At 63.0% G+C, this 14698-nt stretch carries 11 protein-coding genes and 1 tRNA gene; 1 reads left to right on the top strand and 11 read right to left on the bottom strand.

The genetic code is table 11. The features are described 5' to 3' along the window. Positions 1–13: 13 nt before the first annotated feature. A complete protein-coding gene (locus NP825_RS04805; protein ID WP_231729059.1) occupies positions 14–2164 on the bottom strand; it encodes a TonB-dependent receptor in 2151 nt (716 codons plus the stop codon). Positions 2165–2402: 238 nt separating this feature from the next. Further along, positions 2403–3821, bottom strand: coding sequence for an amidohydrolase family protein (locus NP825_RS04800; protein WP_058454905.1), 1419 nt, complete (start codon positions 3819–3821; stop codon positions 2403–2405). A gap of 122 nt (positions 3822–3943) precedes the next feature. Here NP825_RS04800 and NP825_RS04790 point away from each other — a divergent pair, with 122 nt between their 5' ends. Then, on the top strand, positions 3944–4651 hold the full coding sequence (locus NP825_RS04790; protein WP_058454906.1) for a TetR/AcrR family transcriptional regulator: 708 nt from the start codon (positions 3944–3946) through the stop codon (positions 4649–4651). 219 nt (positions 4652–4870) lie between these two features. Here the strand turns inward: NP825_RS04790 and NP825_RS04785 are convergent, their stop codons facing one another. The 9 genes from NP825_RS04785 to NP825_RS04745 all read right to left on the bottom strand — a co-directional run bounded on the left by NP825_RS04785 (position 4871) and on the right by NP825_RS04745 (position 14615). Beyond that, the gene (locus NP825_RS04785; protein WP_232003457.1) at positions 4871–6379 is read right to left on the bottom strand and encodes an integrase arm-type DNA-binding domain-containing protein; all 1509 of its coding nucleotides are present in this window, start codon (positions 6377–6379) and stop codon (positions 4871–4873) included. Between the two features lie 7 nt (positions 6380–6386). Then, positions 6387–6463 (bottom strand) — tRNA-Met (locus NP825_RS04780). A gap of 406 nt (positions 6464–6869) precedes the next feature. After that, positions 6870–7619, bottom strand: coding sequence for an alpha/beta fold hydrolase (locus tag NP825_RS04775; RefSeq protein ID WP_257548959.1), 750 nt, complete (start codon positions 7617–7619; stop codon positions 6870–6872). Further along, complete coding sequence (locus NP825_RS04770; RefSeq protein WP_257548958.1) at positions 7619–8761, bottom strand: hypothetical protein; 1143 nt, start codon at positions 8759–8761, stop codon at positions 7619–7621. Before NP825_RS04770 ends, NP825_RS04775 begins: the two co-directional genes overlap by 1 nt. 39 nt (positions 8762–8800) lie before the next feature. Beyond that, the gene (gene mltG, locus NP825_RS04765; RefSeq protein WP_257548957.1) at positions 8801–9739 is read right to left on the bottom strand and encodes an endolytic transglycosylase MltG; all 939 of its coding nucleotides are present in this window, start codon (positions 9737–9739) and stop codon (positions 8801–8803) included. A 190-nt stretch (positions 9740–9929) separates the two neighbouring features. Further along, complete coding sequence (gene fabF, locus NP825_RS04760; RefSeq protein ID WP_257548956.1) at positions 9930–11189, bottom strand: beta-ketoacyl-ACP synthase II; 1260 nt, start codon at positions 11187–11189, stop codon at positions 9930–9932. Positions 11190–11359: 170 nt separating this feature from the next. Next, the gene (locus NP825_RS04755) at positions 11360–11596 is read right to left on the bottom strand and encodes an acyl carrier protein (RefSeq protein WP_003039428.1); all 237 of its coding nucleotides are present in this window, start codon (positions 11594–11596) and stop codon (positions 11360–11362) included. A gap of 235 nt (positions 11597–11831) precedes the next feature. After that, positions 11832–13580, bottom strand: a complete 1749-nt coding sequence (locus tag NP825_RS04750) for a M48 family metallopeptidase (protein WP_257548943.1) — start codon at positions 13578–13580, stop codon at positions 11832–11834. A 507-nt stretch (positions 13581–14087) separates the two neighbouring features. Further along, positions 14088–14615, bottom strand: coding sequence for a DUF3617 domain-containing protein (locus tag NP825_RS04745; RefSeq protein WP_257548941.1), 528 nt, complete (start codon positions 14613–14615; stop codon positions 14088–14090). Positions 14616–14698: the final 83 nt, after the last annotated feature.

The following is a 14698-nucleotide window of genomic DNA, read 5'->3' as shown; positions in this document are numbered from 1 at the left end:
AATATATTCCCGGCTAGAACTTATACCCGATGGTCACGCCATAGGTTCGCGGCTCCTCGAGGAAGCCGTTGACGCCAAATCCCACGATGCTGGAGCTGACAAAGGCGTTTGAGATGTACGTCTTGTTGGCGAGATTCTTGCCGTAGACGGTCACGCTCCAGCGATCGCCCGGATCGGTGTAGATCAGCGAGGCATTGAGCTTGGTCTTTGCCGGCTGCGACACCTGCGGAACGTTGAAGGCACTGAAATAGACCTTATCGACCCACAAGACCTCTCCGCGAAGGGCAAAGGATCCATGGTCCGAGCGCACGGTATATTGTGCCATGGCGTCGACCGTCCATTTGGGGGCTTGCGGCAGGCGGTTGCCGGCGTTGTTGAAAGCCGGTGCGCCGGTCGCCGGGTCGACGGTGCGCCCGTCACCTCCGGGTCGCGCGGGATCGATACTGATGAAACTGTCGAACTTGGCGTTGAGATAGGAGCCGGTCAGACCCAGTTCTAAGTCGGGCGTGGGGCGCGCGCGCAACTCGAGCTCGGCACCGTAGATCGTCGCTGTCGCCGCATTCTCCAGCGCGAGTGACGCGTTGACCACCTTGCCGACCTGGAGATCCTTGTAATCATAATAAAAGCCGGCAAGATTTATGCGGAGCCGCCGATCGAGGAATTCCGATTTCAGGCCCCCTTCATAGGCCGTGACCTTCTCCGGCTTCACGGGCGGCTGCACGCCGCCGACATTGTAGGTGCCGCTTTTGAAGCCTCGCGAAACCGAGGCGTAGAGCAAAGCGTCGGGCGTGATTTGATACTCGAGCGCCACTTTCGGCGTGAAGGATCGGAAGGTCTTGTGCGGTTGGCAGGTCGGGACCGATGGGATATCGGCTCCGCACTGGGCGAGCGGCGCGACGGGATTGGCGGGCGAATAGGGTCGCGCGAGGTCGAACTGAAGCTGTTCGGAAATGCCTTTTCGCTCGATGCTGTAACGGCCACCGACGACGAGGTGAATCTCCGGGGTCAGATTGTAGGTCGCTTGCCCGAAGATGGCGCCGGCATCAGTCTCGAGACGCCCGCCGGCATAATAGCCCTGGCGGATGACGCCGGGACCGCCGAAGCCAATATCATTGTAGGGAATGATGATCGCGCCGGCGTCATTTTCGTGGAAATAAAATGCCCCCAGCAGCCATCGGAACCGGTCGGATTCGGACGAGAGCTGAAACTCCTGGCTGAACTGTTTGTCGTCTTCGTTCTGGAAGATCGGCGCGAGACGAAAACTGGTGGAATCGAGGTCCGATCCGGTAATGTATTTCGTGCTGCGATAGGCCGTGATCGACTTGGCTGTGACGCCGCCGAATCGATATGCAATCTCGCTGCTGACACCCCAGATCGTGCGCCGGTTGAACGGATCGGCTTCGTTTGCGATATCGCGCGGATTGCTTGCGGTGACGCCGCCGAACTGAATGCCGAAAGGTGTGATTGTCTGGCCGCTGGCAGTCTGGCCCGCGGGTCCGAAATAATGATAGCCGTTCGCGTTGTCATTTTCTCGATGATAGTCGGCGATCAGAGTGATGGTGAGATCGTCGGCGGGTAAAAGCTTCAGCGTACCACGGATCGAACGGGCATTGGTGTCGTCGATCCTAGTGCCGGTCGTGATGTTTCGGCCATAGCCGTTGCGGTCGTCCGTCGAGAAAGCGATCCGCGCGAGCACTTTATCAGAGACAATCGGGCCGCTGACGGCGCCGTCGAACGCCAAACGACCATAGTTGCCGACCGTGACATCGCCATAACCCGAAAACGTGTCGGTGGGCTGGCGCGTTATGAGGTTGATTGAGCCGCCGGTCGCGTTGCGGCCATAGAGCGTGCCCTGTGGCCCGCGCAGAACTTCCACGCGATCGACGTCGTAGAATGCGCTGAGCGCTGCGGCGCCGCGCGAAATGAACGCGCTGTTGAGGTGGAAAGCGATACTTCCCTCGGCGCCGGTGCTGAGGTTGTCGAGGCCGATGCCGCGCAGCGAGATTCTCGCGACGCCGAGCTGCTGGCCGAGGTTGAGATTGGGGACGGCGGCCTGCAGACCCTCGATGCTGTTGATGCCCGCCTTCGCGAGGTCATTGCCGGATAGGGCCGTCACCGCGAGAGGAATTTTCTGCACCGACTCGCTGCGCTTCTGCGCAGTCACGATGATGTCCTGAAGACCGGCGCCCTGATCCTGTGCGGCGGGCGTCGATACGGCCTCCGGCTGCGGAGTGCTCGCAGCCGATGAAGCCGGCTCAGTCTGTGCGTAAGCGCTTGTGCCAACGACCGCAGGCAAAAGAAGTCCGATCCGCGCGGCGCGCGGCCAAAGCTTATCCATTTCGTAATCCCCTCCTCGTTGGACGCCGACGCGGTTCATGCGGCGCCTTTGGTTTCCTACCCCGCTATGCGGCCAGGTTCTGGCGCGCGGTCTCCTCCATCTCTGCCATTGCCGTGGTGTTGGGCGGCGGAACGAGCGGACCGCGACGCAGGGCCTGCTCCATGATCCGCTCGCGCGAGCCCTCCGCCATGCGGAGCAACTGCTTGAAGTCGACGCCAGTCAAGCGACCGTGGCGCTTCACGACCTCGCCGCGCAGGACCACCGTATCGATGTTGGAAACGTTAGCCTGCAGCACGACCGCGCCCACCATGTCGTTCAGCGGCATGAGGTTGAAGTCGTTGGGCGCGATGAGAACGATATCGCCATCCTTGCCCGGCGTGAGCGATCCCGTGCGATGATCAAGACCCATCGCTTCCGCGCCGTTGATCGTCATCCACGCGATCGCGTCACGTACCTTGAATGGGATATCCTCAGGCATCCGACCTTGCGCATTGACCGGATCGTTGGCCAGGACGCGCGCGTCTTGAAGACCGAGGCGTGCCTGCGTGAGTAGGTCGCCACCGTTGCAGGAGATAACGTCGGCCCCAAGTGTAGGCTTGATGCCGACATCGTGGGCGCGGCCGATCAAGGGGTGGCCCATGCCCATCTGCAGTTCCGTATCGGGCGTGCATGAAACCTTGGCGCCATTATCGGCGAGCAGGCGAAGTTCGTTGTCTGTCACGGAATTGCAATGCACATGGACCTGGTCGGGTCCAAGGAGTCCGGCCGCCGCGAGTTCCTCTATACCGCTGCAAAAAGCGGAGCCCCAGAAACAGTTCGTGTGAATTGTTTGCTGCACGCCAAGTCGGCGGCCTGTCATGATCTCCTTACGCGTCGAATCGAACGGATACATCCCGACCTCGGTGATCGCGACCGCCATGCCCAGCCGCTGATCGTCCGACGAAAAATGCTGCGTCCTTATCCGTTCCGCATCGGCGATGCGTTGGTCGACGCTCGTAAAATAAGGCCGGTCGACCGGTGCTGGATAGAAGCCGTAGGCATAGAGGCCAGCAATCCGGGCGTCCCGCAGGCCGCGGATGGCCTCATCGGCATGTTCCGGACTGTGCGACGTATGTGAGAAGTCATAGAGCGTCGTGATCCCGGCGTTCAGAGCTTCTAGGGCGCCGATATAATTGCCCACATAGACATCTTCTGGCGTATAGACGGGCGAGATGTTGAAGCGGATGCAGCGCATATACTGCATGAGGCTCATGTCGGCGCAAATCGCGCGTAGCTGAGTCTGCCAAGTATGCCGATGCGTATCGACCATGCCTGGCATTACAATCGTGCCGGTCGCGTCGATCTCCTCTGCCTCATCATGGTGAAGGTTTTGACCGATCTCAGCGATGCGTCCGTTCACGATCAAAACATCCCCACTGGGCACGTCGCCGATCGCAGGATCGCCGGTGATGACATAGCCGTTACGGATCAGGATCGGTCTCACAGTTTCGTTCCCCTACCATCTATTTTTGTGACGGAAGCCAGCGTAGGCTGCGCGTCCTTGATCGAGTGATACGAACGTTCCACTCACATGTCAATTCGGGGCGCTTTTGGGGGAGAAGATGATTGAAATTACCAGATATTAAGCCAAAAAAGGCAATCTCCAAGCCGCAAACGGAACGACCGGATCTGCGCGAGCAGATCCTGGACGCCGCCGAGTCGCTGTTCGCGGACCGGGGCTATTTCGGCGTTTCGGTGCGAGAAATAACGGATGCAGCGTCCACACGGCTCGCCGCTGTGAATTATCATTTTGGAACCAAGGAAGCGCTGTTCACGGAAGTCATAGAACGCCGCAGCGCGTGGTTGAACGAAGAGCGGCTGCGAAGGCTTGCGGAGCTGGACCTCGATCCAGATCGCCCGGAAGCATCGGCTCGACTTCTCATCCGCGCATTTTACGGCCCCCTCTTGAGCCGTTTTGAATCCGGTGAGCCGGGGTGGATGAATTATTGTCGCCTCATCTCACAGATAGCAGGCGTGCAACTCTGGATGGACGAAATAGTTGCACCGCTATTTGATGAAATATCTCGCCGATATGTCGAGGCGATGATATCTATCAAACCAAAGTCATCGCGCGATGATGCCTTGCAGGCCTATCAGTTTATTCTGAGCTGTACGCTGTACACATTCGCCGACAATCGCCGGATCGATCACATGTCGGGTGGGCGACTTTCTTCACGGAACATCTCGGTGACCCTGAAGGCCATGGAGGACTTTTGCGTGGGGGGATTGTTATCGTGTCTTAGGGTACAGGGCATTGGCAAGCTCGATGGTTGATGCCGCTCACCGTGATTGCCTGCTTGATTGAACGAATGTCCGCCATGAGGGCGCTCTTCCGACGTAGGTGAATTTGTGACGTAGGGCATGGTAGGATATGATACGATACTGCTTCTTATTGTTCAGTCCCACTATTCACGGATGCATCTAAGTAACTGACGTTTATAATAATTATGGTGGAAAGCCGCGCTCTTAATCAGCGGTTCCGAGCCGTGACGCTTATCGCGAAGCCGCCCAACGAGGGCGCTGCCAATACGGCTGTCTCCGGTCGCTCGGCGGCAAGCGCTGGATGGGCGCAGAACAGCCCGTGAGCTGTGAGAACTCGATAGGATCCTTCTCGACATCCGACACTGCGGTTGCCGCGTCGATCACGTCGGCCCAATCTTGCAGCATCCGCCTTCGCGGGGTGAGATAGAGCGCGCTGTTATAGGCGCCGCGCACTTCGTCCTCATCCTCGTGGGCGAGCGCCATCTCGATCCAGTCGGGCTTGTAGCGTTCGGCTTCGTTCGCCCAGGTCGAGCCGAGCCCCCGAAACCCATGCACCGTCTGCCGGCCAAGATAGCCCATGCGGTAGCAGGCATAGATCATGGTGTTCTCGGAAATAGGCTTTCCAGGCTTGGCTCCGGGAAAGAGGAACGCATCGTTCGTCGCCTGCAAGCGGCGCTGAACGATCATTGCGGCCTGGCGGGACAGCGGAACAAGATGCTCACGTTCCATCTTCATGCGCTCCGGCGACAGACGCCATAGCGGGTTCGGTCCATAGAGATCCTCGAACTCGTCCCTGGCCGCGAAGCGGGTTTCGCTGGTTCGGACCCATGTGAGCAAGGTGAACAGCAGCGCGTCACGGGTGATCTCGCGGCGGCGCGGCGTGTCCTCGCCGTCATAGGCGAAGATCGCCCGCACCAGCTTCGGAAACTCCGCGAGCGGCACGCGCGCCATGTGCCTGACGGGCGGCTTGGGCTTGAGCGCATCGTTGAGGCCGAGCGTCGGATCGATGGTCGCCCAGCCGCTCGCGATCGCGAAGCGATAGATCTGGCTGACGTTCTGCTTGAGGCGACGGGCGATATCGAGGGCGCCGCGCGCTTCGACCGCGCGGATCATCTCGAGAATCTCGGGCGGGTCGATTTCCGTGATCGGACGCTTCCCGATGACCGGAAAGACGTCGCGCTCCATCCGGTTGATGACGCGCAGGGCATGGGCCGAGTCCAGCCCTTCAATACGATTGGCGTGCCAGGCCCGCGCAATCTCTTCGAACAGCTTGAGCGCGGCCCTCTGCTTCTTCGCCCGCTTCCTGGCCTCGGCGGGGTCCTCACCCTGATCGAGCAGCCGCTTGGCTTCGGTCCGCTTCTCGCGGGCGATCGCCAGCGTGACGGTCGGATATTTGCCGAAGCTCAGCAGTTTTTCCTTGCCGTCGAAGCGGTATTTCAGGCGCCAGAGCTTCGATCCGTTCGGCTGGACGAGCAGGTGCAGGCCTTCTCCATCGGACAGCTTGTAGGGGCGCTGCCGCTTGGTGGCGTATTTGACCTCAAGTTCTTTCAAAGCCATCTGGGGGTATCGCCTGTTTTGGGGACAGCCGAAAAATACCCCCAAAATACCCCCAATCCAAATCGCCGTGGGTGGCCGCAGCGGGTCGCACCGGGACGCCGGCGTACGCAACGGGACGCGAAAAATATTTGATTTTCCTCGAAAAATGTCTGCCAGTGGCCTCAGTGGGCCACCGGTGGACAATCCGGGATGGTAGCGGAGGAGGGACTCGAACCCCCGACACGCGGATTATGATTCCGCTGCTCTAACCTGCTGAGCTACTCCGCCCCGAAGGGTCGCCGCGTCGGGCGAGCCGCGCCTATAGGCAGGCTGTCCGTTCCGGTCAATATCATGTGCGCAAGCCGTGAAAATTGCAGGCAAAGGCGAGCTCCCACGGGCCGTGGATGAGCGGGAAACAGGCTCCGCAGCCAGCCGAAAGGTGTTGGGCGGTCGGCCGCGCCCATCACTGCAATCACAATGATGGGCGCGGCGCCAGAGACCCGGAAGGGAGGGGGAAAGCCCGGGTCGGTTGGCTCGAGACGGGATGGACGCGGCGATCGGGGGGAGGATGTGCCGTCGTCCATGGGACGCGCTTTCTCGTGACCGCGCCAATGACGCAAAGGCGGCGCGCGATCTAATCGATTAATATGGTCACAATGATCGGCCGCGCCGATGGGCCAAAAAAGCGCAGACTTTACAATCGACTCCAGAAAGTGCGCAGCGCCGTCGCGACTTCGGCCGGACATTCGGCGATCGCCCAATGCCCCGCCCCTTCGATCACCGTCAGCGGTACGCCGGTGCTCGCGGCGAATCGCTCAGCCACCGACAATTCGACATAGGGATCGCCCGCGCCCCAGATCAGCGCGCCGTTCGCGGGCAGCTTGTCGATGTCGCGCGCCCAATCATGTTCGAAGCTGAGCCCCTTTGCCGACCGATAGAGCTTCAGGATCGCGCGCCTCTTGTCCTTGTTTGCCCATTGAGCGGCTTCCTCCGCGGCGATATCCGCCGGCATGCCTTGCGTCGCAAGCCCTTGAGCAAGCTTCGCGGGCGCGCTCAACGCCATGAAGATTTCACCGAGGATCGGCGTGTTCCAGATTCGCGCGATCCGGTGCCCGCGATAGTCGGGATCGATCACGGCATTCGAAACCGCCCAGCTTCGGATCAGGTCGGGACGCAGCATCGCCACGCGCTGCGCGATCAGCGCGCCCCAGTCGTGGCCGACGATATCGATCGGGCCGTGCTGCGCGCACAATGCCTCCGCCTCGCCCACCGCCCAGTCGGCGTAAGCCTCCTTGGTCGCGGCAAAACCTGCGGGCAATGGCCCGGTAAAGCCGGGCAATGCAGGGACAGCGACGGGCGTGTCGCCGAGATCGAGTCGGTCAAGCAGCGGGCGCCAGATCGCCGGGCTGTCGGGTACGCCGTGAAGAAAAAGCTTTGCGGCCATCAGCTTGCCCCTTTCGGTAAATGGATGATCCAGCTGCGGTCGGTCGGCTCGATCCGCCCCTCGCGATAGCCGCCCGCGAGCAGCGCACTGCTCGCCCCCGCGCGCGCCAGCGTCATATAGTTCCACTGGCCGCCAAGGTCATAATCGAGCCGCGTTCCGCGGCCGCTCGCGAGATCGAAGATTTCGGGCGCGGCATCGCCCGCGGCGACGAGCACGCGGTTGCCGGGCAGCAGCAGCAAGCCATCGGCGATCTTGAAGCGCGGATCGGCAAGCTGCCCCGCCGGCACGAAACGGCCGGCAGCGACGTCGAACCGTTCGACCGAGCGGAGCTTTCCTCCATAATCGCGTTCGTCCGACCCGCCGACGACCAGCACGTCGCCATTGGCCAGACGAACCGCGCCATGTTTGTAGCGCGCGGTCGCCAGCGCGCCGGCGGGCTGGAAGCGTCCCTCGACCGGATCGAACAGTTCGGCGCTCGCCAGCGCCCGGCGCGGTTCGCGGTCGGGGCGTCCGCCGCCCGCGACGAGGATGCGGCCATCGGCGAGCAAGGTGCCCGTCGCGCCGCTGCGCGCGGTCCGCAGCATGCCCGTTGCCAGCAGGTGCCCCGTCGCGGGATCGAAGATTTCGGCGTCGGCGCGCACGTCGCGCCCGTCATAGCCGCCCGCCACCAGGATGCGGCCATCGGCCAACCTGGCGACGGTGGGCGCATTTCGCGGCGCCGCCATCACCGGGCCCGCGATCGATGTTCCGGTCTTCGGATCGAAAATTTCGGTCGTCGCCGACACCCGTCCGTCGACCCAGCCGCCGAGGATGAGCACGCGCCCATCGGGCAAGGCCGCCGCCGACGGCTGGATCCGTTCGGCGAGCAACTGCCCGTGGCGCGAGAGGCGCATGGCCGCGCCATCGATGATATCGACCGTCGCGCTGTCCGGCCCCGCCTCGCAATTCACGCGCACGCACCCGCCGATCGCCAGCAATGTTCCGTCACCGGTCGCGACAAGCTGATGCGTTGCACGCGGAGCGCCGAGCCGCGGCCCCGTTTCGATGCGGACATCGGCGGCGGGCCGGTCAGCCGCGCCGCCGCCGTTCATGCAGGCCGCAAGCCAGAATATCCCGGCGGAAAGCCCCAAAAAGCGACGCATCGCGTCTCCCCTCCTCGCGGCAACCGTCGGCCGCTTGTCCTACATCTCTCCGCGCTCGCGGCGCAGTTGATACCATTTCTGGACGTTCGCATTATGCTCGGCCAGCGTGCGCGCGAAGACGTGGCCGCCGTCGCCTTTGGCGACGAAATAGAGATAGTCGTTCGGTTCTGGGTCGAGCACCGCGGCGATCGACGCCTTACCGGGGTTGGCGATCGGCCCCTTGGGCAGGCCGATCATGCTGTAGGTGTTGTAATCGTTCACCGCGAGGATTTCGGAGCGCAGGATGCGGCGACCGAGCGGTTTGCCCCTGGTGATCGGATAGATGATGGTGGGGTCGGCCTGCAGCTTCATACCGACCGCGAGGCGGTTGGTATAAACGCCCGCGACGGTGCGGCGCTCGGCCGGAACCGAGGTTTCCTTCTCGACGATCGAGGCGAGGGTCATCGCCTCATTGCGATCCTTCGCTGCGGTGCGCGGGCTGCGTTTCGCCCAGAGTTCGGCGAACGCCCTGTCCATCGCCGCCTGCATCCGCGCCACGACCGCGGCGCGGCTCTCGCCGGTGGTGAAGGCATAGGAGTCGGGAAGGATGCTCCCTTCGGCGGGCACCGGTATGTCGCCTTTCAGACGCGGCTCCGCCATCAGCCGGTCGCGGACCATGATCGAGGGCATGCCCTGCGGGATCATGATCAGGCGCTGGATGGTCTTGCCCGACTGGAGAAGGCGCAGGATGTCTCCCGCATCCATTCCCTTTTCGATCTTATACTCGCCGGGCTTGATCGGATCGCCGCCGCCGAAGAGGCGCGCGTGGTTGCGAAAGCTCGACGCCGACACCGCGCCCGCCTTTTCGAGGATATCCCCTGCCTTGGCGATGCTCGCACCGGGCGGGATGACGACCTCGGCATCGCGCGGCGCGCCGCCCGAACAGGCGGCGAGCAGCAAGGCCAAAATCGCCGTCGTCAGCCAGCGGAACGGATGCACGCACTTCTCCCCGTTGGTCTCCTAAGGAGACAAAGGATACGGATGCACAGGTCCGGATTGTCTCCTTTGTCGCTTTAGGCCGATGCCCGACGACACGGTGATAGAGCATGGCCGCGCCATGTAGGAAAGAGGGATTTGCAGCTCGTCATTGCGACCCCGGACTTGATCCGGGGTCGCAATGACGACGTTATCAGTCTACCGCCTTGACGATCAGGCTGGCGTTGGTGCCGCCGAAGCCGAAACTGTTGTTGAGCGCGGCGCGAACCTTGCGCTTCTTCGCCGTGTGCGGGACGAGGTCGACGCCCTCGGTGCCCTCGTCGGGATTGTCGAGGTTGAGCGTCGGCGGGACGATCTGGTCGCGGATCGCAAGGATGCAGAAGATCGTCTCGACCGCGCCGGCGCCGCCGAGCAGATGGCCGATCGCCGACTTGGTCGAGCTCATCGACACGTCGCCGATCGCATCGCCGAACAGGCGCTTGACCGCACCGAGCTCGATCGTGTCGGCCATCGTCGACGTGCCGTGGGCGTTGATATAGTCGATGTCGGCGGGGGTCATGCCCGCCTTTTTCAGCGCCATCTCCATCGAACGATAGGCACCGAAGCCGTCGGGGTGCGGCGCGGTGACGTGATTGGCGTCCCCCGAAAGACCGTAACCGACGACCTCGGCATAGATTTTCGCGCCGCGCGCCTTGGCATGCTCATATTCCTCGAGCACCACGACGCCCGCGCCCTCGCCCATCACAAAGCCGTCGCGGTCCTTGTCATAAGGGCGGCTCGCCTTTTCGGGCGCGTCATTGCTGCTCATGTTCAGCGCGCGCGCCTGCGCGAAGCCGGCGATGCCGATCGGGCAGATCGTCGATTCGGCGCCGCCCGCAAGCATGATATCGGCGTCGCCGTCGCGGATCATCCGCGCGGCATCGCCGATCGAATGGGCGCCGGTCGAGCAGGCGGTGACGACGGCGTGATTCGGCCCCATCAGCCCGTATTTGATGCTGACCTGGCCCGAGATCAGGTTGATCAGGCGGCCGTGGACGAAGTGAGGCGAAACGCGGCCCGGCCCCTTTTCAGCGAGCAGCAGGCTTTCGCTCTCGATTCCCGGCAGGCCGCCGATTCCCGAACCGATCGAGCAGCCCGCGCGCAGCTTGGTTTCCTCGTCCATCTCGGTGAGGCCGGCGTCTTCGAGCGCCTGGCCCGCGGCGTCGATGCCATAGACGATGAAGGGATCGACCTGGCGCTGGACCTTATGATCGACACGCTTGCCGGGGTCGAAGCCATATTCATGGTCGGCGGGCTTTACCTCGCATGCGATCGTGCATTTCTGATCCGACGCATCGAAACGCGTGATCTGCCCCGCGCCCGATTTGCCGGCGATCAGATTTTTCCAGGTGGTTTCCACGTCGGCGCCCAGCGGCGTCACCAAACCCAATCCCGTCACCACAATCCGGCGCATAGACATTCCTTTCGTCGGCCCCTGCCCCCGCAGGCCGCCGCATCAAATTCGTGGACGCACATCCATAAAAAAGGCTTCCCAGCCACTGCGCGCGAACGCTCGGGGCCGGGAAGCCGGAAATATGCGGGCGGCTTGAGCGCCCATATCCGGCTATGCCGGACAGGCTCGCCTTAGCCCTTGTTCGCTTCGATATAGTCGATCGCGTCCTTGACGGTGGCGATCTTTTCCGCCGCGTCGTCAGGGATTTCGACACCGAATTCTTCCTCGAACGCCATCACCAGTTCAACGATGTCGAGGCTGTCGGCGCCCAGGTCGTCGATGAAGCTCGCCTCTTCGGTAACCTTGTCGGCTTCGACGCCCAGATGTTCGACGACGATCTTCTTAACCTTTTCGGCCGAATCGCTCATGCACAGTTCCTTTTTTCTGACTATGTCGTGAATGTTGGAATTTGCCCTAGTGCCCAGCGGCTGGGCTGGCAAGAGGGCTGGCGCCTAGCAGTGAGGCGAAAGGTTTCGGTCCGACCGGCGTTCGCTCATCGCTCCCGGCCAGTTTCCCCCTTCCCGTCTTCCGGTGCCCGCGTCGAAAATAGGAAGGGCAAGGGCCGCCCGCAAGTCTTTGCGCAACCGGCCGTCGCGTCCGGCGTCAGCGCGCCGCCGCCGGCGCAACGATGCCCGATTCGCGCACCGCCGCCGACGCCCGCTCGATCACGGCGGGCGTGATCATGAACTGCCCCAGCACCACTTCGGGCGCCGCGTTCGCGGGCTGTTTCGTAAAGGCGAGCAGCCGCTGCCAGCCCGCGCGCGCTTCTGGCAAATGTCCCTGACGCGCGAGCACGATCGACCGGATGAGCAGATATTGCGGCTCCATCTTGCTGGGCGACGGGACGCGATCGAGAATGGCCATCGCCCCCTCCTGATCGCCCGCCTGCGACCGGACGAACGCCAGCGTCACCGCCGGCACGCCCGGATAGGAGGAATCGAGGTCGAGCGAGCGCTGCAACAGTTGCTCTCCCTCCGCGCCATGGCCGCACGCCAGCTTGAACAGCCCCATGAACCCGGCCAGATCGGCATCATAGGGGTTGAGCCGCAGAGCGCCGTCGCCCATCGCCAGCCCGCCCGCGCAATTGCGCCCGTAAAAATTCGCACGCGCCATCGCGAATAGGCCCGCCGCCGTGCCCGCGCCATTTTCATAGGCGCGCAGCGCCAGCGACCGCGCCTCGGCGAAGGCCTTGGCCCCATCGGGCGTGTTGCGGCGCGCCTGCCAGTCGCCGAAACGAAGCAGCGACAGCGCATTCAGCGCGACCGGGTCGTTCGGCTTGCGGTCCAGCGTCGCGCGCAGGCAGGCGTCGATCTGCCGCACCCCCTGCGGGTTGCGCATCTGCCGAATCCGGTTGAATTGCGCGAGGCAGGGATAGCCGGGGGCGAAATCGTCGGGGTTCCGCTGAACCTGATCGCGCACGATGATGCCATAATCGCCTGCGACCTGGGCGATCGCGGGATCGATCGCGGCGAATTCGGGCATTTCAGCCTTGGCCAGGTGGAATTGCTGCGACCAGATGGTGCGCTGATCGACCAGGCGATTGAGCACCAGCGTGACGTCGGCGGGTCCATCGATCGTACGAACGATCGATGCGTCCAGCCGGTAATCGGCGCGCGCCGACGATGCCGCGCCGGCGGGCGCGGCGCTTCTGAGATCGACCAGGTCGAAGCGGCGCAGCCCGTCGCGAAGCCGGCTTTCGAGCGCGCGGGCCAGCGCGCGCGATACCGGCGTGTCGCCCGATTGAGGCATCGCAATCTCGAGCAGCGGCACCGGCCGCGCGGCGGAATGCGTCAAGCGCCCCCAATTGGCAGAGGCCCACCATCCCGCCGCCAGTGCGAACGCGACGAGCGGAACGATCCAGAGCCAACGAAATCCCCGCGAACGACGCGCCGACACGGTGCGGTCGTCGGGGCGCGATGGCGGCAGGGCCTCGTCAGACCCGTCAACCGACGATACGCCGTCATCCCCGGCCGCGGGCCGCACCGGAGGTGAGGCGCGGCGCTGAACCACGATCTCATAACTTCCCTGCGGCACGCGCAGGCGATGGACCCATGCGGTTTCGGCATAATAGCGATCGAGCAGCGTCCGAAGCCGTCCCACCATGACACGCGGATAGCTGTCGACGGCGGGGTCGAAATCGGCGTTGCGACCCAGCGCCTCGGTCGCAATGGCATAGGCCTTGGGCGCGCTCCGCCCGCCGTTCAGACGATGCTCGACCAGAAACTGGAGCAAGCGCGACAGAACCGGCGACCGCGTGAACAGCGGCGACGCGCGGAGCCGCTCATGTTCGGCCGCGATAATCCGGTCGTCATCATCGCGTCCCGGAAGCTGGTTCGTTGTCGTGCGGTCCATGCAACCCTCAAATGCCCTTTGCGTGGCGCGCGGTAGATACGCCATTCGACGGGGACGGCCACCGATTTCCCAATGATGTAACGGTAACAGGCGACCCCGGCCTTATAACAAAATCACGGCGTTGCTCCAAATGGCCCGGAAATTGGGGCGCAATGGTAAAGAAAACCTTACCATCCGGCTACACGCCGCGACGTGACCCATTGTAACTGTCCTCCTGCCCCGGTGCATGAGATCGTTCAAGGGTCGCGGCACGCCCTTGGCGGTCGTGGTTCGGATCGGGCCTCGTGCCCGACCCGAACAAATGGGGTCGCAAGACCGAAGGGTGCGAGCTGGTCCCTGGCGCCTTTCGAAACGTCTCGCGGTTCCATTGAACAGAGACTTCGCCGGAAGGGGAGCAGCCCCACCTGCATCCCTTCCGGCAAGTCCATCCCTCCCCGATGCCTCCCAAAGAAAAAGGGCGCCGATTTGCATCGGCGCCCTTCGGCTTTTCGTCAGCGACGCGAGCGCTCAGCTCTTGGTCGTCGCCGCGCCGTCCTTGCACGGGCCGGTGTGCGTGCTCGTCATCTGGAGCACCATTTCCATATCACCCTGCCCGTTCGGCACCTTGCCCTTGGTCGTGATCGTCACGTCGGTCTTCTTCGCTTCCATCGTGCCGTTCATCGCCATATCGACCGTCTGGCCGTTGGCGGTGCAGGTGCCCGCGACGTCGATCTTGCCGCCGCTGACATCCTTCTTCGACCATTTGCACTCGCCGCCGTTGCCGGGACCCTTGGCGAGTTCGGAGGCAATATCCTCCTTGTCGACCTGCTCCTGCGTGAAGCACTGGTCCATGCCGCTGGCGCCTTCCATCATCTTCGCCATGCCGTCCTTCATTTCGGCCGGCATGCCGGGGACTTCGAATTTCACCAGCTTGACGTCGGTCTTCCAGTTTCCGGCTTCGCGCTTGACGGTGCCGCCGGCATTATTTTCGCTCTTGCCGCAGCCCGAAACGGCCAGCGCGACCCCGAGAGCCGCAATCGTCACAAATTTTTTCATGGAATTCATCCTCCTGTTGAGCAGATCGGAAACTCGAACGCGACCAATTGGTTGCCCAGCATATTATTTGTGGTTGAGCCCCA

Source organism: Sphingopyxis sp. DBS4 (assembly GCF_024628865.1).
Lineage (GTDB): Bacteria > Pseudomonadota > Alphaproteobacteria > Sphingomonadales > Sphingomonadaceae > Sphingopyxis.
Note: the sequence above shows the minus strand (reverse complement) of the source record. Positions and strands in the feature narration are given on the sequence as shown.

Bases quoted from the DNA above. Each gene is read 5' to 3' on its own strand.
- NP825_RS04775 (WP_257548959.1), bottom strand. From the start codon at position 7,619: ATGGCCGCAAAGCTTTTTCTTCACGGCGTACCCGACAGCCCGGCGATC.
- NP825_RS04770 (WP_257548958.1), bottom strand. From the start codon at position 8,761: ATGCGTCGCTTTTTGGGGCTTTCCGCCGGGATATTCTGGCTTGCGGCC.
- fabF (WP_257548956.1), bottom strand. From the start codon at position 11,189: ATGCGCCGGATTGTGGTGACGGGATTGGGTTTGGTGACGCCGCTGGGC.
- NP825_RS04755 (WP_003039428.1), bottom strand. From the start codon at position 11,596: ATGAGCGATTCGGCCGAAAAGGTTAAGAAGATCGTCGTCGAACATCTG.
- NP825_RS04750 (WP_257548943.1), bottom strand. From the start codon at position 13,580: ATGGACCGCACGACAACGAACCAGCTTCCGGGACGCGATGATGACGAC.
- NP825_RS04745 (WP_257548941.1), bottom strand. From the start codon at position 14,615: ATGAAAAAATTTGTGACGATTGCGGCTCTCGGGGTCGCGCTGGCCGTT.